A 23,927-nucleotide genomic window follows, 5' to 3' on the forward strand; every position below is an offset into this window, starting at 1 on the left:
TTTAAACTAGTGTTTTTTACAAAATAAAAAAGTTTCATAACCTTAATAGAATTGTTCTACCAAGATTACAAAACTCTTTCTTATTTCAAATCTTTTTTATAGCGTTCCAACTCTGCTTGGTTTGCCCAAACATAGTGACCTGGACGAATTTCTACCATAGAAGGTTTATCAGTTTCATAGTCATGTTGATCTGGATCATAGACTTTCAAAACTTTTTTACGTTCCAAGATTGGGTCTGGAATCGGAACAGCTGATAGAAGTGCTTGCGTGTATGGATGAACTGGATTGTTAAACAATTCTTCAGTTTCAGCCACTTCAACAATAACACCCTTATAAATTACCGCGATACGATCAGAAATGAAACGAACTACTGACAAATCGTGAGCGATAAAGAGATAGGTCAAGCCTAATTCCTTTTGGAATTTCTTGAGCAAGTTCAAGACTTGGGCACGTACAGAAACGTCCAAGGCTGAAATCGGCTCATCCGCAATAACGAAGTCAGGTTGCATAACCAAGGCACGGGCAATCCCGATACGTTGACGTTGTCCACCTGAAAACTCATGTGGGTAACGTGTCAAGTGTTCAGCCAAAAGTCCCACTTCACGAATGATATTTTGAACTTTTTCTTTTCTTTCTTCTTCATCTTTAAACAAATGATAGTTATAAAGACCTTCAGAAATGATATAGTCAACCGTTGCACGTTCATTCAAACTTGCAGCAGGGTCTTGGAAAATCATTTGGATACGACGGATTAATTCCGAAGCTTGTTCACGTGATTTTTTACCATTGATTTTTTGACCTTCAAAGATAATATCACCTTTGCTGGTATCATTAAGACCGATAATAGCACGACCAATTGTTGTCTTACCACTACCAGACTCTCCAACAAGTGAGAAAGTTTCTCCTTTGTTGATAAAGAAGTTCGCATTTTTAACAGCGACAAACTTTTTGCTTCCTTCACCGAAGGAAATTTCTAAGTCTTTAATTTCTACTAATTTTTCAGACATTTCCTTCCTCCTAGTCCACAAGATGTGTAAAGCCCATCTTTTCACGAATCTTGTCGTGTAAATCTGCAATCACCGATGGTTTTTCAACTTTTGGAGCTTGTTCATGAAGCAACCATGTCTTAGCCCAATGAGTATCAGATACTGCAAACTGAGGTGCTTTTTCCTCGAAGTCAATCTTCATAGCATAATCTGAACGAAGAGCAAAAGCATCTCCCTTCAATTCAGTATAAAGCGATGGAGGTGTTCCAGGGATTGAGTACAATTCACCTTTGTCATCCGCAAGTTGAGGCAAGCTTGACAAGAGGCTCCATGTATATGGATGACGTGGGTCGTAGAAGATTTCTTCAACAGTACCATACTCGACAATTTCACCAGCATACATAACCGCTACTTTATCAGCGATACTTGCTACGACACCTAGGTCGTGGGTGATAAAGATTGTTGTAAAGTGGTATTCGTGTTGAAGTGACTTCAACAAATCAATAATCTGTGCTTGGATTGTCACGTCAAGAGCTGTTGTCGGCTCATCACAGATAAGAATGTCTGGACGACAAGCAAGAGCAATCGCGATAACGATACGTTGACGCATTCCCCCAGAATATTGGAAAGGATACTCGTCAAAACGTTTCTCAGAATCTGGAATACCAACTTTATTCATATAGTCAATTGCCATCTCTTTAGCTTCTTGAGCAGTCTTACCTTGGTGTTTAACAATAACTTCTGTGATTTGACTTCCGATTGTCTTGATAGGGTCTAGACTGGTCATCGGATCTTGGAAGATAGTTGCAATCTTGGCACCACGAATACTTTCCCATTCTTTATGAGAAGATAAGGTTGTCAAATCTTGTCCACGGTAATTAATACTACCTTGTGCAATACGACCATTTTCTTCCAACATTCCTGTGAATGTTTTTGTCAAAACTGATTTACCTGAACCTGACTCTCCAACTAAAGCGAGAACCTCTCCCTCGATCAGATCGATGGAGACACCTCGAATAGCTGTCAAAATCTTGTCACGAACATCGAATTCCACGACAATATCTTGAGCAGTCAAAATTACATTTTTTCCTTTTATCATGTCTACTCCTATCTATGTGTACGTGGATCACTAGCATCCGCTAGGTTCTGACCAACTACGAACAGTGACAAGGATACCAAGACCAAAGTTGTCAATGGAATCCAGAAGAGGTAAGCATTGGTTGTTACGTTCTGAGAATAATCCGAAATCAAACGTCCCAAACTTGGTACTGTGATTGGCAAGCCGAGTCCAAAGAATGACAGGAAGGCTTCATATGAGATAAATGCAGGAAGCATTTGTGATGTAGTTGTAACAATAACAGAAACCAATTGAGGCATGATATTTTTAATAACAATCTTATGGGTTGGTGTTCCCAGTGTACGTGAAGCAAGGTTGTACTCCAAATCACGGTAACGCATGATTTGGATACGAATCATATAAGCAATACCAATCCAAGTAGTTACACTCATGGCAAAAATCAAGTTCCAGAAACCTGCACCGATAGAGTAAGTCAAAACAATAACGATCAAAAGTGAAGGGATGTTATTGATAACGTTATAAACTTCCATCATGATACGGTCAACTGATTTTGAAATACCCCAGATTCCGCCGACAATAACACCAATAACAACGTTGATAAAGGTCGCAATTACGGAAATCAAGATAGAGTTACGTGCTCCAAACCAGACACCGTCAAAGAGAGATTTACCATTACTATCTGTACCAAACCAATGTTCAGCATTTGGCTTAATGTAACGAGCGCTAAAATCATTTACCTTACTTACATCATTGAAGTCAAAATCAGAAAACATTGGATAGATGAAACTCATCAATACGATGGAAATCAAAATACCAAGCATGATAATTGTTGATTTTTTCTTCAAAAACTGTCTAAAAACAGAACCCCAATATGAGTAGGCAGGAGCATCAATTGCTTCAGAGGCAAAATCATCTCGTTTTACAAATTGAAATTTATCATTACTAATCGTAGACATTATTTGCCTCCTTTCTCTGTCAATTTAATACGTGGGTCAATAATAGTCATCCAAATATCTCCAATCAAGTAAGAGAAAATTGAAACACATGTAAAGATGAAGACCAGACCAACTACCATATTGTTGTTTGATGCTTTTACAGAGTCAATCAACATTTTACCCATACCTGGGAAGGCAAAGACTGTTTCAGTAAGAGTTGCTCCACCAATAACACCAATAATTGAGCCTGGGATACCAGAAACGAGTGGTACCATAGCGTTTTTAAAGATGTGTTTGTTAGAAATTTCTTTTTCAGAAAGACCTTTAGCTCGAGCAAAACGGACAAAGTCTTGAGATTGTAAGTCAATCATGTAACGACGAATCCAGATAGCTAGACCAGGTGCTCCAAGTAATCCAAGAATGACTGATGGAAGGACATAAGATCGCCAATCGCCAGCACCCAAGATTGGGAATGAGTCTGGGAATCCGATAGAAGAACCAATCAAACGAATGATATAAACTAGAGCAATCGTTGGGAGAGCCATCAAGAAGGTCAAAGTACCTGTAGATAGGCTGTCAATCCAAGTATTCTTGAAACGAGCCATTGCTGAACCAAGAGGAACTGCAATCGCATATGAAATCGCAAGACCGATCAAACCAGTGATAGCAGAACTTGCAATCATAGATGGGTACTGATAGTTGCTTTCAGTAGCCGTATATGGATCATCTTTACCGTAGTTGGCTACTTCACGAGCATCTGCTTGACTCGGAGATTTATAAGTTCTTGAGTAAATGTTAACTGATGATGTTTTCTTACCAGTTGGGAATTGAACTTCAGAAGTCTTCGTTTGTCCTTGTCCTTGTGTAATAACTTGAAGAACAGGAGTATTGGCATAAGTTGGATAAGAATCTCCTAGGTTCAAGTTGACAAAGTTTTGGTGAACAAATGGGAACTGACTATTGAAGTACAAGAGGTATTTGTGTTTAGTACCTGAACCCACAAGAGACCAACCGATAGCAGGGTCATTCTCAAAGCGTAAATAACGCTCTAAGTTAGGATTCTCAGGGTCTTGGATCTTGTTTGTATGGTCAATATCAAGTAAGTTTGCGTAGAATTTGAACACACGCTCAAAAATAGGAATTTCACGTGTAGCGTAGAATTGTCCACTCTCTGTAAACTCACCTAGAGTCCAACCATTCCCAAGTTGTTGGATATATTTTTCATAGATTGCTTTATTTGTATCATTTGCATCTACTGTAACAGAAGAGTCAATGCTACTAGCTTTTTCCTGCAACTCTTTCGTATCGTAATATTCGATATAACCCATACGTTCAAAGACGGTATTTTCATAGTTATCACGTTTATCAGCTGTCGTTGCAATTTTATTGTAGTTAGTATCTTGTTTGAAGATTAACTTCCGTGGAACCATCGTATAGATGATTGTGTAAATCAAGGTCGTTACTAAGAAAATAGAAACCAACGACCGCAAGATACGCATAAAAACATATTTTTTCATATTATTTCCTTTAAATCCCAAAAGAACCTTCTCCTTTAGGAGAGAAAGTTCTGATGAGCATTATTTATTTCACATGACTCGCTAACTCTTTTTGAGCTTTTTCGTTTGATTCAGCTTTTTCTTTGAGCCATTTTTCACGAGCTTTTTGGTATTCTTCTTTTGTAATAGGTTTTTCACCAACCTCAGTGTACTTCAAGTAACCTGAGTTTTCTCCTTTAAGACCCGCAGCGGAGTAAGAAGAAGTAAATGGAATAACTTTAGATACAAATGATACAGCGGTTTCTTTTGGACCTGCCATCACAGGAATTGTCAAACCGTTGTCTGTTAACCAAGCTTGAGCAAGGGCATATTTTTCGTAGCGTTTTTGAACGTCTTGATTTTCTTTATTTGCTTCATCAACTAATTTTTCATAGTCAGACAAACCAAGTTTTTGGATAACTGATGCGTCAGTATCTTTGTCAATACCCATAAGCAAGCGAGTATTTCCGCCTTTAATCGTGTACTGGTCTAAGAAAGTTGATGGATCCTGATAATCTGGATTCCATCCAGTCAAAGTATGAATATCCCAGTCTTGTTCTTTTGCTGTTGGAGCACTGAATGAAAGTGGTAATGCTTCTGCTTGAGTCATTTGTTGAAGATCGATGACAACATTGTCTGATCCAAGTACGTTTTCAATAGATTGTTTAAGTGATTGAACACGGTTTACAACAGCTGTAGATTCTTGGATTGTTAGAGCATCCAAGTGGATTGGGAATTCTACCCCTTCAGCTTTCAAGCTTTCTTTTGCTTTTGCAAAGGCTGCTTTTGCTTTTTCTTCATTGTAGAGACCATTTTGCGAATCAGCAAGTGAAATGTTTGACCATGTACCTGAGTTTGTCTTCGAAAGACTTTCTTCTACAAGTTCACCAAATTGTTTGTCACCAACTGGAAGATTATATGGTGTGAAAGTATTACGGATTGCAACTGCAGCTCCTTCTGTACCATTTGTCTGTGCTGAGTAAGAATTACGATCTACCGCAAAGTTGAGGGCTTGACGGAATTCTTTATTTAGCAAGGCTTTTCTTGTAGATTCTTTTTGGCTATCTGTTGTTTTTGAAGTGTGGTTATAAGTTGAACGGCCATAGTTCACACTGACAGTAGCGATGGCTGATCCTGGTTCGCTAAAGTAGATGTTGTCTTTGAACTCAGACGCATATTTTTCGTATGTTGAGCTAGTAGGATAAATACGAGCTTTACTGTATTGTCCTTCTGAGAATCCTTTAGCAACAACATCTTGGTCTTTCCCATCCCAGTATGTAAATTTAATGTTTTGAATTTTAACTGCATCTTTATCCCAATAGGCATCATTCTTAGCCATTTCGATTGAAGACTTAGCTGTGATTGCTTTCAAAACAAATGGTCCATTATACAAAATAGAAGATGGATCTGTAGGTGCACCAAAGCCTTCCCCTTTAGATTTAAGGAAATCTTCATTGATTGGCATCATCACGCCATTTGTTGTTTTATCATTCCAGAAAGTCTCTGGCTGATTCAAGGTGTATTCCAGAGTGTTATCATCAACTGCTTTTACTCCAACAGTTGAAAAGTCGTTTGTTTCACCGTTAATGTAAGCGCTGAGTCCTTTAATTGAAGAACTAATAACAGACAGCCCTTTTGATTTTCCTTCTACCGCGTGTTTCAACCCTGTCACAAAGTCTTGGGCTTTAACTGGAGCGTATTCTTCTCCTTCAGCAGTAACCCACTTAGCATCCTTACGGATTTTATAAGTGTAAGTCAAACCATCTTGTGAAACTGTCCATGATTCAGCAATCGATGGTACGAGGTTGCCATATTTATCATTAGCAAGCAAACCATCTACTGCATTTGTAGTTACAAAAGAAGTAGAATCAACGTTGTTAACAACATAATCCAATGTTTCTGGATCAACTGAATAAACGTATTTATAATCTGATGCTAATTTTGCATTGCTTGAACCTGCATTTGAATTCGTGTTTGAACATGCAGCAAGCACTCCTGCCGCAAGCAAGGACACCCCCGCTACTGCAAGAATCCGACTTTTTTTCATGTTTAATTAACTCCTCTATTAAAATTAATGAGATACTGTTGATTATACCATAATCCCTTTCAAAAGTAAACGAATTTTCAGAATATTTTGTCGCATGCCTTTTGAAAGCAGGAAAACTTACATTTTCAGAAAAGAAACTATTGACGAGATTTAATTTAAAAGGTATAATAATAAAAGTTAAGGCGGTATAGCCAAGTGGTAAGGCACGGCTCTGCAAAAGCTTGATCGTCGGTTCAAATCCGTCTACCGCCTTATAGTACCGATTTTATCGGAATTTATCCAGACAAAAAGCCCGATTTTATGGGCTTTTTTATTTTTATTTCAGGATAAAAAAGGATAACTTTAAAAATCTTTTGGGGCGGATTTGGGGGCAAATATTTTCTAAAAAACTTTATCAAAAGTCTTGATTTTCTCGCTTCCCCGTGACATGATGTAATCAAGCAAAGGAAAGGGGGAAAGTGAACAAAGAAGATTGGATTAGCGATAGACAATATATCTGAAACAGGAACTGCTATCGCAAGTCTAATGACCGCGATAACGGTCGCAAGGCAAAACAAAAAGCGTAACCCAAAATTCCGACAAAAGAAAAGGTAAACGCTAAGAGGTCGGGGCGAAAGCCCCTTACACCTCTATTTTATCAAACGAAAAGAGGAAAAGCAATGGTTAGTGCAATAGCTATTTTTATAATTGCAATCAATGTATACATTTATCTCAAAAATAAAAAGGACAAATAAAATGAGAAAAGTTATTCAAGAATTATTAGACAGTTCGATATCTACATCTGCTATTTCGCAAGGCACTGGAGTTCCGTGGACTACTGTTTCTGACCTTAGAAAAGGAAAAACAAGCATGGACAAAATGGCCCTTCTCACAGCAGAAAAACTTTATGATTTTGCCATATCTGACAAGCAGTGATTTTGGTCACTGCTTGTATTATTTCAAAAAAACCTCAAGCCTGAGCCTGCGGTTTGTGTAATCTATTTTAAAATTCTCGAATGAAAAAAGGAGCATTACAGCCCCTCTTTTGAAATAACGGACACTTGGCTGGTCGGTGTACCCAGCATCTCAGGTACCTTTTTCAAGGTGCGGCAGGAACCTTTCTGCCCTCAAATGTCTTCCGTTAATTTTATTCTAGCACTATCTACTTTTTTTGTCAATTTTTCTCAATCTACCAGACTTAATACGACTTTGTAACTTATAATCTTGTATACGATACATGGTCGGGACGTAAAAGAAATCGCCACTTTTATGTAACTTGATAGCAACAAGTACATTATCATCAAATCTTTTTACATATTCAAAACTAGCGCCTTTCTCTCGTGGATTGATCCCAACGAAATCTGGATTACTTAGTATGAGTTCCAAATCTTCAATATGCTGAATCACATCATTATGATGGCGTTTCATCATATGACTTCTCAGCCCTTCTTTGTTAACCTTGATGTCGCTCGCTTCAAGAACAATATTAAAAATCTCTTTTACTTCATTAGTGACCTGACCAATTTTTTCATGATCCATCATTTCCTCCGTTATTCCACAACTATTATATCACATTTTATTTGGTCGTAATCAAGCATCAAGCTCAATCGTAAACTCCGGCTTGTCTGTCATACTATCATCTGGTTTCAGGCAGTACCAGCCATCTACCGCCTCTATATTATCAAAGGCTCCTACAGGAGTCTTTTCTTTTTAACTACTAGAAAAGCTTTATCAGTTCTGCTCTGATAAAGCTTTTGTTTTATTCTGTTTCTTCTTCTGATTCGAGTTCTTGGATTTGAACCTTAAGCTTGGTTACACGTCCATTTTTGACCTTATCATTGGTTAGAGTGATATGCTTATTGCTACTTTCTAACTCATAGCTAAGTTTTTCTGATGTTGGAATAGTTCCCACACCAGTCAAATAGTAACCTGCAATCGTATCTACATCGTCACTTTCAAGTTCGACATCAAAGTAGTCATTAAAGTCATTTAAATTCATTGTCCCTTGGACGATATAGGTATCTTCGCCAATTGTATGAACATAAACTTCAGCTCTGTCAGTTTCATCATCAATCTCACCAACAATCTCTTCAAGTAAATCCTCAAGAGTGACCAAACCAGCCATTCCCCCATACTCATCTAGTAGGATAGCCATCTGTCTTTGAGTATTTCTAAACTCTTTTAATAAATCATCTACAAAAATGGTTTCAGGTACAAAGAGTGGATCTTGTAAGATTCGCTTCCAGACAATATTGTCAAAACCGCTGGCAAAGGCTTCTTTGAGGAGACTCTTAGTATGAATCAATCCAATAACATTGTCCTTATCTCCATCATAAACAGGAATACGAGAAAAATTCTGTTTTAAGATACTTTGGATAATGGTTTGAGTGTCATCTTGAATATCTACCATGAAAGCATCGGTTCGAGGAACCATGACTTCACGTGCCATGAGCTCGTCTAGCGAGAAAATCCCTTGTAACATTTCAATTTCATCAGCATCCAAGGTTTCTTCACTCTTAGACAACATGTACTCAATCTCATCACGAGTCATTTTTTCATCTGCATCGTCAAATGTCATCGGTGTCAATTGACTCAAGAGATTAGTTGATGCCGAGAGCATCCAAACGAAGGGACTCACAATCTTACCAAGAGCAATAATAAACGGTACTGTTCGGATAGCCAAGGCATCCTTAAGATTTAGAGCAATTCGCTTAGGATAAAGTTCGCCAAAAACAATAGAAATATAGGTCAAGAAAGCTAATGATAAGAAGCTAGCTACCGCATAGGCAGTCTCGCTATTTCCCATCCAAGAGGCGATCAACTCTCCAAGTGAATCTGCTAGTTTAGCCCCTGACAAGATCGTAATTAAGGTGATACCAACTTGAATAGTTGATAAAAAGTGATTCGGGTTTTCAAGTACCTTTAGTAAACGGATATAGCGTTTATCTCCCTCCTCAGCTTTTTGCTCAACACGTGAACGACTAAGTGAAACCATGGCCATTTCTGTTGCAGAGAAAAAGGCATTTAAAAAGGTCAAAACAACTAATAAAACAAATTGCAGTAACAAATCCTGACTGCTCGGGTCTTCCATTTTCCTTCTCCTAAAAAGTATAATTGAAACTATTATACCATATTTTCCAATTTCTACACATTAATTTTCAATTTCTATGATAAAGGGTCGCTGAATAGAGAACTGCAATTCCAGTCCCGACGCCCTAGTTCAAGCCTTGTAAATTTTCAAAAAAGCTCTTTAAAATCAGAAGAGCAAAAAACAACCAATCGTGTCAACAGTTCTTGACTAATAAAAAACGAGGTTGGGATTTTCCCTCAACCTCTTGATCAATTAGTTGTTTTTTGTGACTGTGACCTCACCTGTTCGGTAATCTAACTGAATTCCCTTTTGGACATTTGGAATAACGACATTAAACTCCAATTCTCCATCAGAGGACTTAGCTTCAATCTGCGATGCAGACGGCACCAAGTCTTCCTCAGACGCATAGAGCAACGTCACACGGTAACGCACTCGTTTATTCTGATCTAGGGCTTTTCGAACCAAACTCTCATAGTAGTTTTGGCCTGTGGAATCTTCTGCACGCGCTTGGTTGGCCCAAGCTGTCTGTACGGCAATATTTTTAGGATTGCTGGTAGAAGCATCGAAGCCATCTAAACCACCTATCAAGGCATAGCCTAACAAGTGTCCTCTATCGACCGCATGGTTATAGCTTCCTTTTAGATTCTTAACCTGATGCCAACCCGCAGGCGTCCAAGATGTTGAACCATTGCCAGTTTCTTCACGGTCCTTGTACTGCCTTGTTGCTTTTGACATGATCGCATTCGCTACTGTGGGAACTGTCTCTCCTCCTACAGTTTTTGTCTTGTTATCTGCATAGGGTTTGCTTGAAACCTTAGCATCCAGATTGGTTTTATTGTTATTGACGATAAAGGCTCCTGCGCCATTCCATTCTAGAGTGCCCTTGATTTGTTTTTTAACCGAATCTGTTAGGACACTTTCAGCCAGTTCTTGACTTGGAGTATCAGACGACTGTGATTTTTGTTTTACTTGTGTTTGTGGTGCAGTGTTGGAAGACTGCATTTGTTTAATATAGTAGCTTCCTGCTGACAAGAGCAAAAAGAGCAAGAGACCAATTAGGGCCTGCCTTGTTTTTTTATTCATATTTTCTCCTTGTACTCTTCGAAAATCTCTTCAAACCACGTCAGCTTCACCTTGCCGTATATGTGTTACTGACTTCGTCAGTTCTATCCACAACCTCAAAACTGTGTTTTGAGCAGCCTGCGGCTAGCTTCCTAGTTTGCTCTTTGATTTTCATTGAGTATTACATTCACTTCCTAGAAAAAGACTGGTCTCCCAGTCTATTTTCCTGTAAATTTTGCGATGAGTTCTTGCCATTTTGCTGGCGCTAAAATAGCCCAAGGATCTTGACCTTTTCCTAGAATACCATAGCCAATCATCAAACCAATAGCAAGAGCTAAGAATCCTAGTAGTAATACTACAATTACTAGGATAAAGCGACGTAAGACATATTTGGATTGTTTATTCATCTTCATCAGCTTCCACACTTACCCGTTCAATCTTAGCTCCTAACTGAGCTAATTTTTCATGAAAACGGTAGTAACCTCTATCTAAATGGACAAGCTTTCCTACAACTGTTTCACCTTCAGCTACCAAGCCTGTCAAAATCAAGGCTGCACTGGCACGTAAGTCTGTCGATAGAACTTCTGCACCTTGGAGAGGCTGGCCTCCGACGATACGGGCTGTATCACGGATGATTTCAGAGTGCAAGCCCATACGACGCATTTCCTCTAAATGTTGGAAACGATTCTCAAATACAGTCTCTACCATGGTTGACTCACCTTGAGCAACGGTCATCAGAGCAGTGAACTGCGCTTGCATGTCTGTCGGAAATCCTGGATGTGGAAGTGTCTTGACGTGGACAGCCTTTAATTTTTCACGTTGAGAACGAATACGAATTCCTTCGTCCTCATCGATGACTTCAACACCCATTTCCAATAATTTAGCAATCAAGGGACGATTGTGTTCCCAGATGGCATCTTGAATCAAGACATCTCCACCAGTCATAGCAGCTGCTACCATGAAGGTCCCTGCTTCAATACGGTCTTGTACAACATTGTGGGTTGCACCGTGTAGTTGCTCAACACCAGTAATCGTCACAGTTTCAGTTCCTGCCCCCTTGACCTTGGCACCCATTTTATTTAGGAGAACAGCCAGGTCGACAATCTCAGGTTCACGCGCAGCATTTTCAATGACAGTCACACCGTTAGCAAGAGTTGCTGCCATCATCAAGTTTTGAGTAGCACCTACACTTGGGAAGTCCATGTAAATGTGAGCTCCGTGCAAGCGTTCTGCCTTAGCTTCGATATATCCTGCCGTTTGAGTAATTTGAGCCCCCATCGCTTCGAGTCCCTTTAGGTGAAGGTCGATAGGGCGACTACCGATAGTACAACCACCTGGCATAGAAACTTTAGCATGTCCTACACGAGCCAAGATTGGCCCCAATACCACAATAGAAGCACGCATCTTGCTGACATACTTATAGGGAGCTTCTTCGGTGATGTCTCCAGTAGCATCAACTTCAACAACATGTGCTTCTTGATCAAAGTCTACTTTCGCATTTAATCCACGAACCACCTGATTCATGGTAAAAACATCCGATAAAATAGGAACATTTTTTAAGACCGTTTTTCCTTCACTTGCTAAAATAGTTGCTGCAAGCAGTGGCAAAACTGCATTTTTTGCGCCCTCGATGGTAACACTTCCAACCAAACGATTATCGCCACCTTGAACTACAATTTTTTCCATAAAGTATTTTCCTTCACTTACAATTTTAGAATAACGTTCTAACTGCTTCTTGCCAAAGTTGGTAGAGGTTCAGAAAAAAGGAACTAATCAGATATCCTAAACCGATACTACACAATACTACCAAGAGTCGAACCTTCTTCGCATTATCCTTTGTCACCTTCAAAATTTGATCCCATCTGACCAAATCTTTCAAGAGCTGAAAGACTAGGTAGACAAAAAACATATGACTACTAAGGGTAAAAAACAATTGAATCATTTGCCTATTATACCATCTTCTTTTTTTCTACGCTAGTTTAGGGATTCGCCTACTGTTTAGGGATTGTTTTTTAAATAGTCAATCGCATCTTGAAGCGTTTTGACTGGAACGATTTTCATGTCTGTTTTAATCATTTGAGCTGCTTCTAGAGCTGTGTCATAGTTACTCTTGGCATTTGGATTTGCCTTTTTAGCTTCCTCAGTTACTGGATTGTTAGGAGCAAAGAATACAGTAGCTCCCTTTTTAGCTGCGGCAACCACTTTTTTATCAATTCCGCCAATGTCACCTACGTTACCATCTCTATCGATGCTTCCGGTACCCGCAATGATACGTCCATTTCGAAGAGTAGGATCTGCAATTTGCGTATAGATGGATAAACTGAACATCATTCCGGCACTAGGACCTCCAATGCCAGCAGTTGAAAATTTGATTGGTACATCACTAGATACTTCTGTGCGGTCAATCAAACCTATTCCGATACCATTCTTCCCATTTTCTAGAGTAATGATCTTTCCTTCGGCAGTCTTAACTTTTCCATCCTCCTCATAAGTAACCTTCACCTGATCGCCTAGAGTTTGAGAATTAACGTAATCCACCATCTCTTTTGAACTCTCAAAAGTTTTATCATTCACAGCTGTTACGGTGTCAGCAATATTAAGAACTCCCTTGAAAGTCGAGTTATCTGTTACAGTCAAAACGTAGACACCCAAATATTTGAGCTCTATTTCCTTACCCGCCGTCTTTAGACCTTGATATTTGGCCATGTTTTGCGAAGTTTCCATGTAAAACTGGTTGATTCTCATAAATTCTGCATCTGATGAACCACCAGTCATCTCTTTGGCGCTATGTATGTCCGTGAAAGGAGTTAGCCAGGCATAAAACAAGTCAACCATTCTAGCGTGCTTAACTCCAACCGTCACAAATTGGTAGGAACCTTCCTCTTGGTCAGGTTGGTTATTAACTTGTAAAACCTTTCGAATATCTTCAGAAGTTCCTGGCACCTCGATATAATAAGGCAGGGGCACCGTAAAAGCGATAAAAGTGATAATGAGCCCAATAATGAGATATAAGGGCCATCTAGTTTTTTTCTTCATTGTTTAACTCCTCTAGGACAGCATTTGGTACATAATCACTGATATCTTGACCAAATTTCAATAGTTCTCTCACAGCTGAAGAGCTGATGTAAACATGCTCCGGCCGACTGTGAAGGTAGATTGTCTCCATTTCTCCTGCTAGCTGATGGTTGTAAAAATCAAAACTGGCTTCATACTGAAGATCTGTTGCATTACGCAAGCCACGCACCAAGACCTCTGCACCTAATTTTCTAGCAACATCAACGACTAATTCATCGTGAGAAGCTATGACTTGGACATTTTTGAGATGTGCTAGTGCTTTTTCAACAGTTTTCTTTCGGCTCTCAATCGTCAAAAATCCTGTTTTATGAGGATTATAAAAAATTCCTACATACAATTGATCAAAGAGCTTACTTGCACGCTCAATGAGATCCAAATGTCCATTGGTCATCGGATCAAAGGAACCTGTAAATAGCCCAATCTTATCTGACATAAACCGTCACCTTACTAATCCCATATATTTTTTCCTTCCAGATACCCAAACAGGCGATTTCTTCTGGAAGTTCTACTGATTTATCGGTTTCGCAAACCACCATGACATCTTCTGAAAAAAGATCTCTCTCTGCCATTTTTTCAATATCTGACACGATTTGTTCTTTTGCATAGGGAGGGTCCAAAAAAATTAGATCAAAGGCACCATCCACCTGTTCTAATGCACGACTGGATTCCATTTTCAATAATTGAAACTTGGAAGTTTCCTTAGTCATTCGGATATTTTCTGCGACTATATTCTGGGCTCGGCGATCCTTCTCGACCAGAACGGCACTGGACATCCCTCTTGAGACTGCTTCGATGGATAGACCACCACTGCCAGCATAAAGATCTAGCACTCGCCCACCTTCAAAGTAGGGACCAATCATATTAAAAATAGCGCCCCTTACCTTATCTGAAGTAGGTCGAGTTGTTTTACCGTCCAGCGTCTTTAAAGGACGCCCTCCGTAGATACCTGATACGATTTTCATACCGTATATTATACCAAATTCTTATCAAAAAAAGAAAATCGAACCTTACGGCTCGATTGATTAAAGAATATTTTCGTAGGTGTCTCTCACTTCTTGTGGCCAAACACTGGTTTGGACTTCACCGATGTGCTTCTTACGAAGCAGGAACATAGCCATACGAGATTGGCCAATTCCTCCACCAATTGTCAATGGGAAGAGGCCGTTTAAGAGAGCTTTGTGCCACTCCAAAGAAAGGCGGTCTTCGTCTCCTGTGATAGCTACTTGGCGACGGAGGGTGTCTTCATCGACACGAATGCCCATTGAAGACAATTCAAAGGCTGCACCCAAATTATCATTCCAAACAAGGATGTCCCCATTCAAGCCATGATAGCCATTTTCAGATTCAGTTGTCCAGTCATCATAGTCTGGTGCACGTCCATCATGAGGTTTTCCATCTGACAATTCTCCACCGATACCAATTAGGAAGACCGCACCGAACTCCTTACAGATAGCATTTTCACGTTCTTTTGGTGTCAAGTCTGGGTAGCGTTCTACCAACTCTTCTGTATGGATAAAGGTAATTTGCTTAGGCAAAATTGACTCAATATCATAGCGTGCTTCTACTGCTAACTCTGTCAAACGAATCGCCTTATAAATCTTTTCTACCGTTTCTTTAAGATAGGCAAGATTGCGCTGTCCGTTTGGAATAACTTTTTCCCAGTCCCACTGGTCTACATAGACTGAGTGAGTCGCATCTAGTGAATCTTCGTCTGGACGAAGGGCCTTCATGTGAACAAAGAGGCCTTCACCCTCGCCAAAACCAAAACGGGCCAAGGTATGGCGCTTCCACTTAGCAAGCGAATGTACCACCTCATAAGATTCATCTGGAATTTGCAAAACCTTAACAGAAACTGGATGTTCAATCCCTGAAAGGTTATCCTGCATCCCGTCCCCAACTTTACTCAAGATTGGACCCTGCACTTCTACAACTTCTAACTTATCTTTCAAATACTGGGTAAAGGTATTTTTTACAAAGGAAATTTCTTCCTGTTGATGGATAAAACTTTTCTTCATACATCTCTCCTTTTGAATAATAAGATGATTATACCCTTTTGCTAGTAAAAATAAAAGTAAAAATTTAAAAAAGAGCTCATTTGAGCTCTAAAAGTATTAATCGTCACTTCCAAAGATACGCAAGAAGCTAAGAAAAAGGTTGATAAAGTCAAGGTAGAGGCTAAGCGCCAAAGAAATTGCCCAACCTGTAGCGACTTGACCATTTGATTCTTCATAAACATAGCGAATCTTTTGGTTATCCCAAGCAATCAAACCTGCAAAAACAAGAACCATGACTATACTGATAATGTAGTCAAAGAGACCACTGTTTAAAAATACATTGACAATCATAGCTAAAATGAAACCTACCAAGGCTGCAATCAAAGCACGCCCGATACCACTCAAGTCCTTTTTAATCACAACTCCGACAATTGCCATGACAAAGAAAAGGGCAGCGCTGGAAATGAAAGCCGTTAGAACCGTTCCTGGTAGATAGAGCGACACGATGAAACTCAGTGAAAAACCGTTCACTACTGAATAGATGAGAAACATCGGAAGAGCTGCTGGGTTATTTTTATAAGCCATATTACTTGCTGCAATCACAAGAGCAACTTCAACTACTCCTGTTACGATCAACCATATGCGAGCGTTAAACATCAACTGAACAAGAAGGTCTTGGAAGGTTGTTAACATTAAGGCTGAAACAAGTGCAGATAGGGCAATCCCAATCCCTACAAAAGCATAAACTTTTGCATAAAATTGATTCAAACCTGAACGTTCTTGAATAATTGTTTGATTCATATCTTTTTCTCCTTATGAAATCTCTTTACTGATTATAACAAAAATCAAATCATTTAACTCAAATAAAACATGAGTATGCCTGCAGCAATAGCGACATTGAGGCTTTCCGCTTGCCCTTTCATGCTGATGTGGACCAATTGGTCTGCCTGGTCTGTCATGAATGGACTAATGCCCTGCCCTTCATTTCCCATAACCAAGGCAAAATCCTCTAACCAATCCAGTTCACGATAATCTTTAGAATGTTGAGACAAGGTGGTGGCTAGAATGGGCAGGTGATTCTTTTTAGCCTCTTCAACAAATGTTTCAACAGGCATACGATAAATCGGCAAATGGAAATGACTGCCTTGCATGGAGCGAAGCGTTTTGAGGCTATAGATATCTGCTGACTTGCTGGAAACGATGACTCCAGAAAAACCTGCTGCATCTGCCGTTCGAATCATGGTCCCAACATTTCCAGGATCCTGCACATCTTCTAAAAAGAGATACTTTCCTTGGCTCAAATCTGGTAAATGCTCCTCCTCCTTTTGAACAATGGCAACAATGCCCTGAGGCGTTTGAGAATCTGCTAAATCGAGCAAGATTTCTTCTGTCACAAGGACAGTCTGAGGATAGTCTACTAATTTTTCACCATACTCTGCGAGAGCAAAAATTTTCTCAATCTTTGCACCAGCCTGAACAGCTTCTTCAAACAAGTGCCAACCCTCAATCAAGTAAGAGGTTTTCCGATATTTTTTTTGATGTAATTTTTTGGCATTTTTCACCACAGAATTGGCTTTAGAGGTTATAATAGTCATAGAAATATTATAACACAATCAAGGAGGTTTGGTATGCAAAAGGTTAAAATGATCGCCCAAGGTCGCGTCCAAGGAGTGGGCTTCCGCTGGGGTGTCTATACCCTAGCTCTAGAACTAGGTGGCATTACGGGTCGTGTCTGGAATAACGATGACGGAACCGTTGAGATTCTGGCCCAGGCAGAGTCTTCTGCCATTATGGCTAAGTTTATCCAAGAGATTCGAAAAGGCCCTACCCCATTCTCTAAAGTAACCTACCTAGATGTGCAAATGAGTAACTTTCCATCTTATTCAGACTTCAAAGTCGCAAATTAGGTCTCTAGAACTATTGTATATTTCCCAAAAAAACAGTAGAATAGAAAGGTATAATTTTTAAAGAAGGAATAAAAACAGTGAAATCAATTAAACGAATCGCTCTCTCGGCTATGGGAGTGGCTATGCTATTAGTCTTAACAGGTTGTGTCCAGGTTGATAAATCAACAGGACTCCCAACTGGTCCCGTTTGGGATTTCTTGGGTGCTCCAATGGGAGAAGCTATCAAATACTTCGCCAATGATCAAGGCCTCGGTTTCGGTGTTGGGATCATCATCGTAACCATTATCGTTCGCTTGATTATCCTCCCACTTGGTATCTACCAATCATGGAAGGCAACGCTTCACTCTGAAAAGATGAATGCTCTCAAGCATGTCCTTGAACCACATCAGACTCGCCTGAAAGAGGCAACAACTCAAGAAGAAAAACTAGAAGCTCAACAAGCTCTCTTTGCTGCTCAAAAAGAGCACGGCATCAGCATGTTTGGCGGTGTGGGATGTTTCCCTATCCTCATTCAAATGCCGTTCTTCTCTGCTATCTACTTTGCTGCCCAACATACTGAAGGAGTTGCCCAAGCAAGCTACCTAGGAATTCCTCTGGGCTCACCTAGTATGATTTTGGTTGCCTTTGCTGGTATCCTTTACTATCTTCAATCACTCCTTTCTTTACATGGAGTTGAGGACGAAACTCAAAGAGAACAAATCAAGAAGATGCTCTATATGAGTCCTCTCATGATTGTCGTGTTCTCTGTCTTCTCACCAGCCAGCGTTACACTTTACTGGGTTGTCGGTGGTTTCATGATGATCCTTCAACAATTCATCATCAACTACATGGTTCGTCCACATCTTCGTAAAAAAGTACGCGAAGAATTTGCTAAGAACCCACCAAAAGCAAGCAAAACTTCAGGCGCTCGTAAAGATGTAACCCCTGAACCAGCAACAGCTATCACAACTTCTAACAAGAAGAAAAACAAAAAACGCAATGCTGGAAAACAACATTCTAGATAAAGCTACGTATATTATCCAATAACTAAAAAACGAATGAATGATAAATAGTTTTCATGAACTAGGTATCATTCATTCGTTTTTATTATCTACTTTCACATCTTAATTTATTTAAATCCTATGACAACAAATTAGTAAGTAAATCACTTTGATTTAATACAATCGAGAATCATTAAAACTTCTGCTCCCTCGTCTCTATTTCTAAGCTCAACTCGACCTTTGTGCAGTTTTGCAACTCTACATACAAAACTAAGTCCAATACCATAATGTTGCTCTTTAACCGATCTAGCTTTATCCATCCGATAAAAGAGCTTCCCAAAATTAGTTAAAACTTCATCTGGAAATTCAGAGCCATTATTCCATATCCCTATTTTCAATTCCTTCCCCTCTTGCTCTACCCTAATTTTAATTTTAGGATTCTGTTTATCTGCATACTCCAAAGCATTTGTTAAAATATTTTGTATTGCACGAATCAGAAGAGATGGATTTATATAATAGCTTTCAGTTCCTTTCAAATTTTGTTCAAAAGAAAACTTCATCTGATTTTTTATCAAAAAAGAGACTTCTTTCTCTAATTCATTGATAAAATCTGAAGAAGAATACTCCGTCCAACCTGTCTCATCATCATAGTAAGTTTTAGAATAATGAATCAACTGATTAAAATAATCAAGTAAGCGTTGACTAGCATGAACTATATCTGCTAAACATTCTTTAGACTGCTCATCTTTAGTGGACGTGTGCAAAAATTCTGCATTCCCTTTGATGATAGTTAAAGGTGTCTTCAAATCATGAGACACTGCTGAAACCTGAAACATCAAGTCTTCTTTCTGTTGCTTCTCATCATCTAATAGCTGTCGAATACGATCCTGCATCACAATAATTCGATTTCCAGTCTCACGAAATTCCTTAACTGTTAATCTTTCTGTACATTCGCTTTCTAGCCACATACTCTTTTCATAAATCAAATTCATTTCATAACTCAGTTTTGTCAACAATTTACCAATGTGATAACTTATTAGAATAATCAATAAAACACAAATATATATCCATGATGACACATTGAAAAAAATTGATTGAACATCATTATTTTTAAGAGGTTTTCCATCCTCCATTATTTGTATAGATACAGAAGCTAAGGGAATAAGATAAGCTAATAATAAACCAAGACCAAACTGCCAAATAATTCTCCAGCAGGTTTCTCGAATTAATTGTCTAAAACTTTTGATTCTACCCATTGATATCCTCCACCGTACAAGGTTTTAATTGGATTTAATTGATAAGGTTTCAGCTTTTGACGAATTTGATAAATATACTCTGAAACCGAACGTAAAAGAGCTTCTGAACTTTGTGGATATAGATAATTATAAATTTCTTCAATTGAGTATATTTTATTTGGGTGACTTGCTAGAAGGCTGACAATATCAAATTCCCTTCTTGTCAAGGCAATCTTATCATTCTTTATAAATAGTTCCTTACTATCAGTATATAGTACAAGCTTCCCGCTTTTTATCTGATGAACAGTTCCTTTAGTCCGTTCTTCACGACGTAGGTGCATTTTAACACGTGCTAAAAGCTCCTGCATACTGAAAGGTTTCATAATATAATCATCGGCGCCTGCATTGATTCCAGCTACCAAATCTTCAGCCATATCCTTAGCAGTTATAAAACAGATAGGAACAGTTATCTGATCGCGAATCATCTGACAGATTTCTAAACCACTAACAGGCATCATAATATCTAACAAAATCAAGTCAAATTCTGTAAAATCACAAAGATCAATCTCTTCTATGTTATTTCGTATGACTACTTCATATTTTTCATATTCTAGTACCTTTTTTATTAGGCGAAGAATAGCAAGATCATCATCTACCACTAATATTTTGTAAGCCATAACTCACCCCCTTGAATATATTATAACACTAACTGAGAAAAAGACAGGATATCCCCTGTCTTTAGCGTACATTTCTTTCTCTAAGTATCAGTGTAGCAACTACAAAAACAATTAATAACCAAACTATTTGTATCCCTAAGCCTTGCCACACTGGATAATAAAGCGACAAGGGATGGGTATAAAAACAATTCATACTAGCTAGTAATGGTAAATTTCTAAAAAAAGAACTGAATTGTAGTAGCATTTGTCCCAACCCCAATAAAAGGGATAAACTTATTCCCAAAATTAAGATAAAAGACTGGGAAATAAATACAAAAATACCACTTAAAAGAGAAAAGGTTAAAATAGAAATACAAACTGGAAATAGGATTGTTAGAACATGTTTAATATTGCTCAAAAGATTGATATTGTAGTATCCTTGGGCAATTAGTATACATGCTGATATTACAGCTAGCAATAATACAATTTCCATACATAATAGAATAGCTAGTTTAGATATTATAAATTTCAAACGGTTTGGACAGGTAAGAAAACTGGTACGAAGGCTAGAACCTGTAAATTCTTGACCTATAAATAGTACAGCTAGACTAATAAAACCTGCCTGTCCTAAATAGAGACTTTGCAGTAGCTGTTCCAAAACAAAGTGTAGGGTCAACTGGTCTGTCTTACTATTTAAAAAAATAACCATTGCCGGAACACAAAGTAACAGAGCACCTATAATCAACCAGTGCCAAGGATTCATCATAAACTTGAGATACTCACTTTTAAGTTGCTCTTTCAACTTACTCACCTCCTCCGATATCTGACTGAAGTAATCGGTAGATTGCTAAAGCCAAGAATGACAAATTCCAACAAAGTAAAAGCAAAATATTTTGTAAACTATTCTGTTCTAACATTTGAGGAGATGTAGCAATCAGTCCATAGCTCAATGAAACTGGAAGAAATTTTGCAATTGATATATGGTCGGCTAAGAATGTTCCTAAATTATAGACTTGAGGAAGCAAAAACAATAGGGGAACAAGGGCTTTTTTAAATGTTAAAGCTAGAATATAGGCTAAAAGCCCCAACAATGTCCAAGCTATACTGTCCAAAAACATATAGAACCAAACTGTCCCATTTAGTGAAAAAAGCAATAAACCATCTTGTCCTAAAACATAATGTGTCATGTTAATCGTCAGAAATATTGATAGGAAGGAAATGACAAAAGAAAATACCAGCCAAATTAATGTCTTTGAAACTAGGAGAGTAATTCGACTCGGATTAGAGAGGAGGCTTGTGCGAATAGCAGAGCCTTTATACTCTTCAGCTCCGTAGATTGAGCCTAAGATAATCATAAAAAAAATGCCAACTAAAGTAACATCAAAACCTAAAAATTCAATAGGGGGAATAGCTTCTACTAACTCTGGGGTTGTCTCTGGGGTAGCATGGATACCAACTGAAACAATTTGAGATGCACCAACATTTGCTAAAAACGTTTGAAATACTAGTATCAAGAATAGTACAATATGAGTAGCTCTCTTATAAAGTAATTTCAAGATTTCAGAATGAAGAGAGTAAATAAGTCCCATATCACTTTCCTCCCTCTGTTAAACTAAAGAAGACTTCTTCTAGTGAAGAAAGATTTTTCATCACTTCTTGTAAAGTCCCTTTTATAAGAACTTTGCCTTTATTTATGATGACCACATCATCTGTTACTGCTTCCACTTCCGATAATATATGAGAGGATAGTAAGACTGTCTTCCCTTCTTGAGCCTGTTTTTTTATAAACTCTCTAAACCAACGAATTCCTCTTGGATCCAACCCATTTGTCGGTTCATCCAATATCAGATACTGAGGATTCCCTAATAAAGCTGTTGCAATTCCCAAGCGTTGTCCTTCTCCTAATGATAATTTCCCAATTTTAGATTTTTTCTTATGACTAATATCCACCATATCCAAGACTTGCTCAATTCGCTGACTGGATATCCCATTACTAGCAGCAACAATTTTCAAATGTTGATAAACAGTCCGATCATCAGGAGCTCCGACACTGTCAAATGAAGCTCCTACAGTCTTTAGAGGAAATTTTAATTCCTTATAAGTTTGATCTCCAATTTTGGTAAGACCAGATGTTGCTTTGTCTAATCCTAATAAGATACGTAAGGTTGAACTTTTACCAGCTCCATTTGGACCCAGGAAAGCAGTCACTCTACCTGCTTTTGCTTCAAAAGAAATATCTTTTAAAATTTGAGTTTGACCATATGACTTACATAGATTTTTAATGGTAATACTTTGTTCCATGATGTTCTCCTATTCAATTTGTTGTATCAATTTAAACAAGTATATATTAACCAATAATTTTCGGATTTTTTTCAGAATTTTAAATCTTTGTAAAATCTGTACTGTCATATAACTCATAAAAATTTTATTTTGTTTAATTTAGTCTTATCTATATTTATTTGTGTAAACTTAAAAGCCCGATGTTTCCATCAGGCTTCTTTTTTATCCATGTACACGTTTCATATAGTCTTGATAGCTTTCTGTGTCCATTAGTTCCTTAGCATTCTTGACGCGATCTGCTGTTGGAGGTTTAACTCCTTCAAGGGAATATGGAATCCCAAGTTCACGCCACTTGAACTCACCCATGGTGTGGTAAGGCAAGATTTCAAACTTATCAACATTTTTGAGAGTTTTTACAAACTTACCAAGCTCAATCAAATCTTCATCGCGGTCTGTCAATCCAGGTACAAGAACGTGACGAATCCAAACAGGTTTACCGATTTCTGACAAGTATTGAGCACAAGCCAAGATGTTTTTATTTGTTTGGCTGGTTACAATCTTGTGTTGTGCTTCGTTGATTTCCTTGATATCAAGGAGAACCAAGTCTGTCACGGCCATTAACTTGTTGAACTTTTCTAGATAGCGTGGTTTGTTACGGAATGGAAGGGCACAAGTATCCAAGGTGCAGTGGATACCTTTTTCCTTTGCCTTAGTAAAGAGGGCAATCAAGAAATCAATCTGCAAGAGGGCTTCTCCTCCACTGACTGTGATACCTCCCTTGTCACCCCAGAAACCACGATAACGAAGCGCTTCTTCTAGAACATCATCTACTGTTCGTACACGAGATTTATTTGTTTCCATAGCCCAAGTATCTGGGTTATGGCAATATTGGCAACGCATCTGACAGCCTTGCAAAAAGACAATAAAACGAATCCCAGGGCCATCTACCGCCCCAAAACTCTCTGTCGAATGCACCATTCCTGTCACTTGTCCATAGTCAATTATTTCCTCAGACATATCGTTACCTTCCTTGAAAACGTTTTATAGTTTTTATTATACCATGACTGAAAAGAAAAACCACAGATTT

26 protein-coding genes and 1 tRNA gene are annotated in these 23,927 nt (G+C 38.5%); 4 read left to right on the forward strand and 23 right to left on the reverse strand.

What is annotated here, in order from left to right; translation table 11 throughout:
* Positions 1 to 80: 80 nt before the first annotated feature.
* The 5 genes from QM877_RS03500 to QM877_RS03520 all read right to left on the reverse strand — a co-directional run bounded on the left by QM877_RS03500 (position 81) and on the right by QM877_RS03520 (position 6,581).
* Positions 81 to 1,007, reverse strand: a complete 927-nt coding sequence (locus QM877_RS03500) for an ATP-binding cassette domain-containing protein (protein ID WP_075228297.1) — start codon at positions 1,005 to 1,007, stop codon at positions 81 to 83.
* 10 nt (positions 1,008 to 1,017) lie between these two features.
* A complete protein-coding gene (locus QM877_RS03505) occupies positions 1,018 to 2,085 on the reverse strand; it encodes an ABC transporter ATP-binding protein (protein WP_414317613.1) in 1,068 nt (355 codons plus the stop codon).
* 8 nt (positions 2,086 to 2,093) lie between these two features.
* Positions 2,094 to 3,020, reverse strand: a complete 927-nt coding sequence (gene oppC, locus QM877_RS03510; protein WP_000104373.1) for an oligopeptide ABC transporter permease OppC — start codon at positions 3,018 to 3,020, stop codon at positions 2,094 to 2,096.
* Positions 3,020 to 4,516 (reverse strand): ABC transporter permease, encoded by a 1,497-nt coding sequence (locus QM877_RS03515; protein ID WP_000761009.1) that lies wholly within the window; start codon positions 4,514 to 4,516, stop codon positions 3,020 to 3,022. The genes oppC and QM877_RS03515 overlap by 1 nt, the downstream gene beginning before the upstream one ends.
* A 64-nt stretch (positions 4,517 to 4,580) precedes the next feature.
* On the reverse strand, positions 4,581 to 6,581 hold the full coding sequence (locus tag QM877_RS03520; RefSeq protein WP_414274110.1) for a peptide ABC transporter substrate-binding protein: 2,001 nt from the start codon (positions 6,579 to 6,581) through the stop codon (positions 4,581 to 4,583).
* A 181-nt stretch (positions 6,582 to 6,762) separates the two neighbouring features.
* Here QM877_RS03520 and QM877_RS03525 point away from each other — a divergent pair.
* A tRNA-Cys gene (locus tag QM877_RS03525) sits at positions 6,763 to 6,833 on the forward strand.
* A 483-nt stretch (positions 6,834 to 7,316) separates the two neighbouring features.
* Positions 7,317 to 7,496: a hypothetical protein gene (locus QM877_RS03530; RefSeq protein ID WP_414317614.1), complete on the forward strand. Its 180-nt coding sequence runs from the start codon at positions 7,317 to 7,319 to the stop codon at positions 7,494 to 7,496.
* Between the two features lie 222 nt (positions 7,497 to 7,718).
* On the opposite strand, the gene QM877_RS03535 is transcribed toward QM877_RS03530, so the two are convergent.
* From QM877_RS03535 to QM877_RS03590, 12 genes are all read right to left on the reverse strand, one after another.
* Complete coding sequence (locus QM877_RS03535) at positions 7,719 to 8,099, reverse strand: PBECR2 nuclease fold domain-containing protein (protein ID WP_414317615.1); 381 nt, start codon at positions 8,097 to 8,099, stop codon at positions 7,719 to 7,721.
* A 220-nt stretch (positions 8,100 to 8,319) separates the two neighbouring features.
* A complete protein-coding gene (locus QM877_RS03540; RefSeq protein ID WP_414313349.1) occupies positions 8,320 to 9,651 on the reverse strand; it encodes a hemolysin family protein in 1,332 nt (443 codons plus the stop codon).
* Between the two features lie 252 nt (positions 9,652 to 9,903).
* A complete protein-coding gene (locus QM877_RS03545; protein WP_301559504.1) occupies positions 9,904 to 10,734 on the reverse strand; it encodes a DNA/RNA non-specific endonuclease in 831 nt (276 codons plus the stop codon).
* Positions 10,735 to 10,931: 197 nt separating this feature from the next.
* Positions 10,932 to 11,126: a DNA-directed RNA polymerase subunit beta gene (locus QM877_RS03550; RefSeq protein WP_080980079.1), complete on the reverse strand. Its 195-nt coding sequence runs from the start codon at positions 11,124 to 11,126 to the stop codon at positions 10,932 to 10,934.
* Positions 11,113 to 12,399, reverse strand: coding sequence for a UDP-N-acetylglucosamine 1-carboxyvinyltransferase (murA, locus tag QM877_RS03555; protein WP_414317616.1), 1,287 nt, complete (start codon positions 12,397 to 12,399; stop codon positions 11,113 to 11,115). Before murA ends, QM877_RS03550 begins: the two co-directional genes overlap by 14 nt.
* A 25-nt stretch (positions 12,400 to 12,424) precedes the next feature.
* Positions 12,425 to 12,655 (reverse strand): DUF1146 family protein, encoded by a 231-nt coding sequence (locus QM877_RS03560; RefSeq protein WP_000615324.1) that lies wholly within the window; start codon positions 12,653 to 12,655, stop codon positions 12,425 to 12,427.
* Positions 12,656 to 12,711: 56 nt separating this feature from the next.
* Positions 12,712 to 13,749: a SepM family pheromone-processing serine protease gene (locus QM877_RS03565; RefSeq protein WP_000730764.1), complete on the reverse strand. Its 1,038-nt coding sequence runs from the start codon at positions 13,747 to 13,749 to the stop codon at positions 12,712 to 12,714.
* Positions 13,733 to 14,221 (reverse strand): pantetheine-phosphate adenylyltransferase, encoded by a 489-nt coding sequence (gene coaD / locus QM877_RS03570; RefSeq protein ID WP_153225126.1) that lies wholly within the window; start codon positions 14,219 to 14,221, stop codon positions 13,733 to 13,735. Before coaD ends, QM877_RS03565 begins: the two co-directional genes overlap by 17 nt.
* Positions 14,211 to 14,750: a 16S rRNA (guanine(966)-N(2))-methyltransferase RsmD gene (rsmD, locus tag QM877_RS03575; RefSeq protein WP_049509607.1), complete on the reverse strand. Its 540-nt coding sequence runs from the start codon at positions 14,748 to 14,750 to the stop codon at positions 14,211 to 14,213. Before rsmD ends, coaD begins: the two co-directional genes overlap by 11 nt.
* A 60-nt stretch (positions 14,751 to 14,810) precedes the next feature.
* Positions 14,811 to 15,803: an aspartate--ammonia ligase gene (gene asnA / locus QM877_RS03580; RefSeq protein WP_281335223.1), complete on the reverse strand. Its 993-nt coding sequence runs from the start codon at positions 15,801 to 15,803 to the stop codon at positions 14,811 to 14,813.
* Between the two features lie 96 nt (positions 15,804 to 15,899).
* Positions 15,900 to 16,583 carry a Bax inhibitor-1 family protein gene (locus QM877_RS03585; RefSeq protein WP_414317617.1) on the reverse strand — a complete coding sequence of 228 codons (684 nt, stop codon included), beginning with the start codon at positions 16,581 to 16,583 and terminating at the stop codon, positions 15,900 to 15,902.
* Positions 16,584 to 16,636: 53 nt separating this feature from the next.
* Positions 16,637 to 17,377 (reverse strand): TrmH family RNA methyltransferase, encoded by a 741-nt coding sequence (locus tag QM877_RS03590; protein ID WP_414317618.1) that lies wholly within the window; start codon positions 17,375 to 17,377, stop codon positions 16,637 to 16,639.
* A 33-nt stretch (positions 17,378 to 17,410) separates the two neighbouring features.
* Between QM877_RS03590 and QM877_RS03595 the strand changes: the two genes are divergently transcribed.
* Together QM877_RS03595 and yidC are read left to right on the forward strand one after the other, a co-directional pair.
* Positions 17,411 to 17,689: an acylphosphatase gene (locus QM877_RS03595; protein WP_049502928.1), complete on the forward strand. Its 279-nt coding sequence runs from the start codon at positions 17,411 to 17,413 to the stop codon at positions 17,687 to 17,689.
* A 77-nt stretch (positions 17,690 to 17,766) separates the two neighbouring features.
* Positions 17,767 to 18,693 (forward strand): membrane protein insertase YidC, encoded by a 927-nt coding sequence (yidC, locus tag QM877_RS03600; protein WP_414317619.1) that lies wholly within the window; start codon positions 17,767 to 17,769, stop codon positions 18,691 to 18,693.
* 140 nt (positions 18,694 to 18,833) lie between these two features.
* Here the strand turns inward: yidC and QM877_RS03605 are convergent, their stop codons facing one another.
* The 6 genes from QM877_RS03605 to pflA all read right to left on the reverse strand — a co-directional run bounded on the left by QM877_RS03605 (position 18,834) and on the right by pflA (position 23,857).
* Positions 18,834 to 19,925: a sensor histidine kinase gene (locus tag QM877_RS03605; RefSeq protein ID WP_414317620.1), complete on the reverse strand. Its 1,092-nt coding sequence runs from the start codon at positions 19,923 to 19,925 to the stop codon at positions 18,834 to 18,836.
* Entirely contained in the window at positions 19,895 to 20,581 is a 687-nt protein-coding gene (locus QM877_RS03610) for a response regulator transcription factor (protein ID WP_049528276.1), read from the reverse strand. Before QM877_RS03610 ends, QM877_RS03605 begins: the two co-directional genes overlap by 31 nt.
* Before the next feature lie 61 nt (positions 20,582 to 20,642).
* The gene (locus tag QM877_RS03615) at positions 20,643 to 21,362 is read right to left on the reverse strand and encodes an ABC transporter permease (protein ID WP_414317621.1); all 720 of its coding nucleotides are present in this window, start codon (positions 21,360 to 21,362) and stop codon (positions 20,643 to 20,645) included.
* 1 nt (position 21,363) lies between these two features.
* On the reverse strand, positions 21,364 to 22,149 hold the full coding sequence (locus QM877_RS03620) for an ABC transporter permease (RefSeq protein WP_414317622.1): 786 nt from the start codon (positions 22,147 to 22,149) through the stop codon (positions 21,364 to 21,366).
* 1 nt (position 22,150) lies between these two features.
* Positions 22,151 to 22,861, reverse strand: a complete 711-nt coding sequence (locus tag QM877_RS03625; RefSeq protein ID WP_000438101.1) for an ABC transporter ATP-binding protein — start codon at positions 22,859 to 22,861, stop codon at positions 22,151 to 22,153.
* A 201-nt stretch (positions 22,862 to 23,062) separates the two neighbouring features.
* Complete coding sequence (pflA, locus tag QM877_RS03630; protein WP_001287990.1) at positions 23,063 to 23,857, reverse strand: pyruvate formate-lyase-activating protein; 795 nt, start codon at positions 23,855 to 23,857, stop codon at positions 23,063 to 23,065.
* Positions 23,858 to 23,927 lie beyond the last annotated feature (70 nt).

The organism is Streptococcus infantis (genome assembly GCF_047463655.1).
Lineage (GTDB): Bacteria > Bacillota > Bacilli > Lactobacillales > Streptococcaceae > Streptococcus > Streptococcus infantis_Z.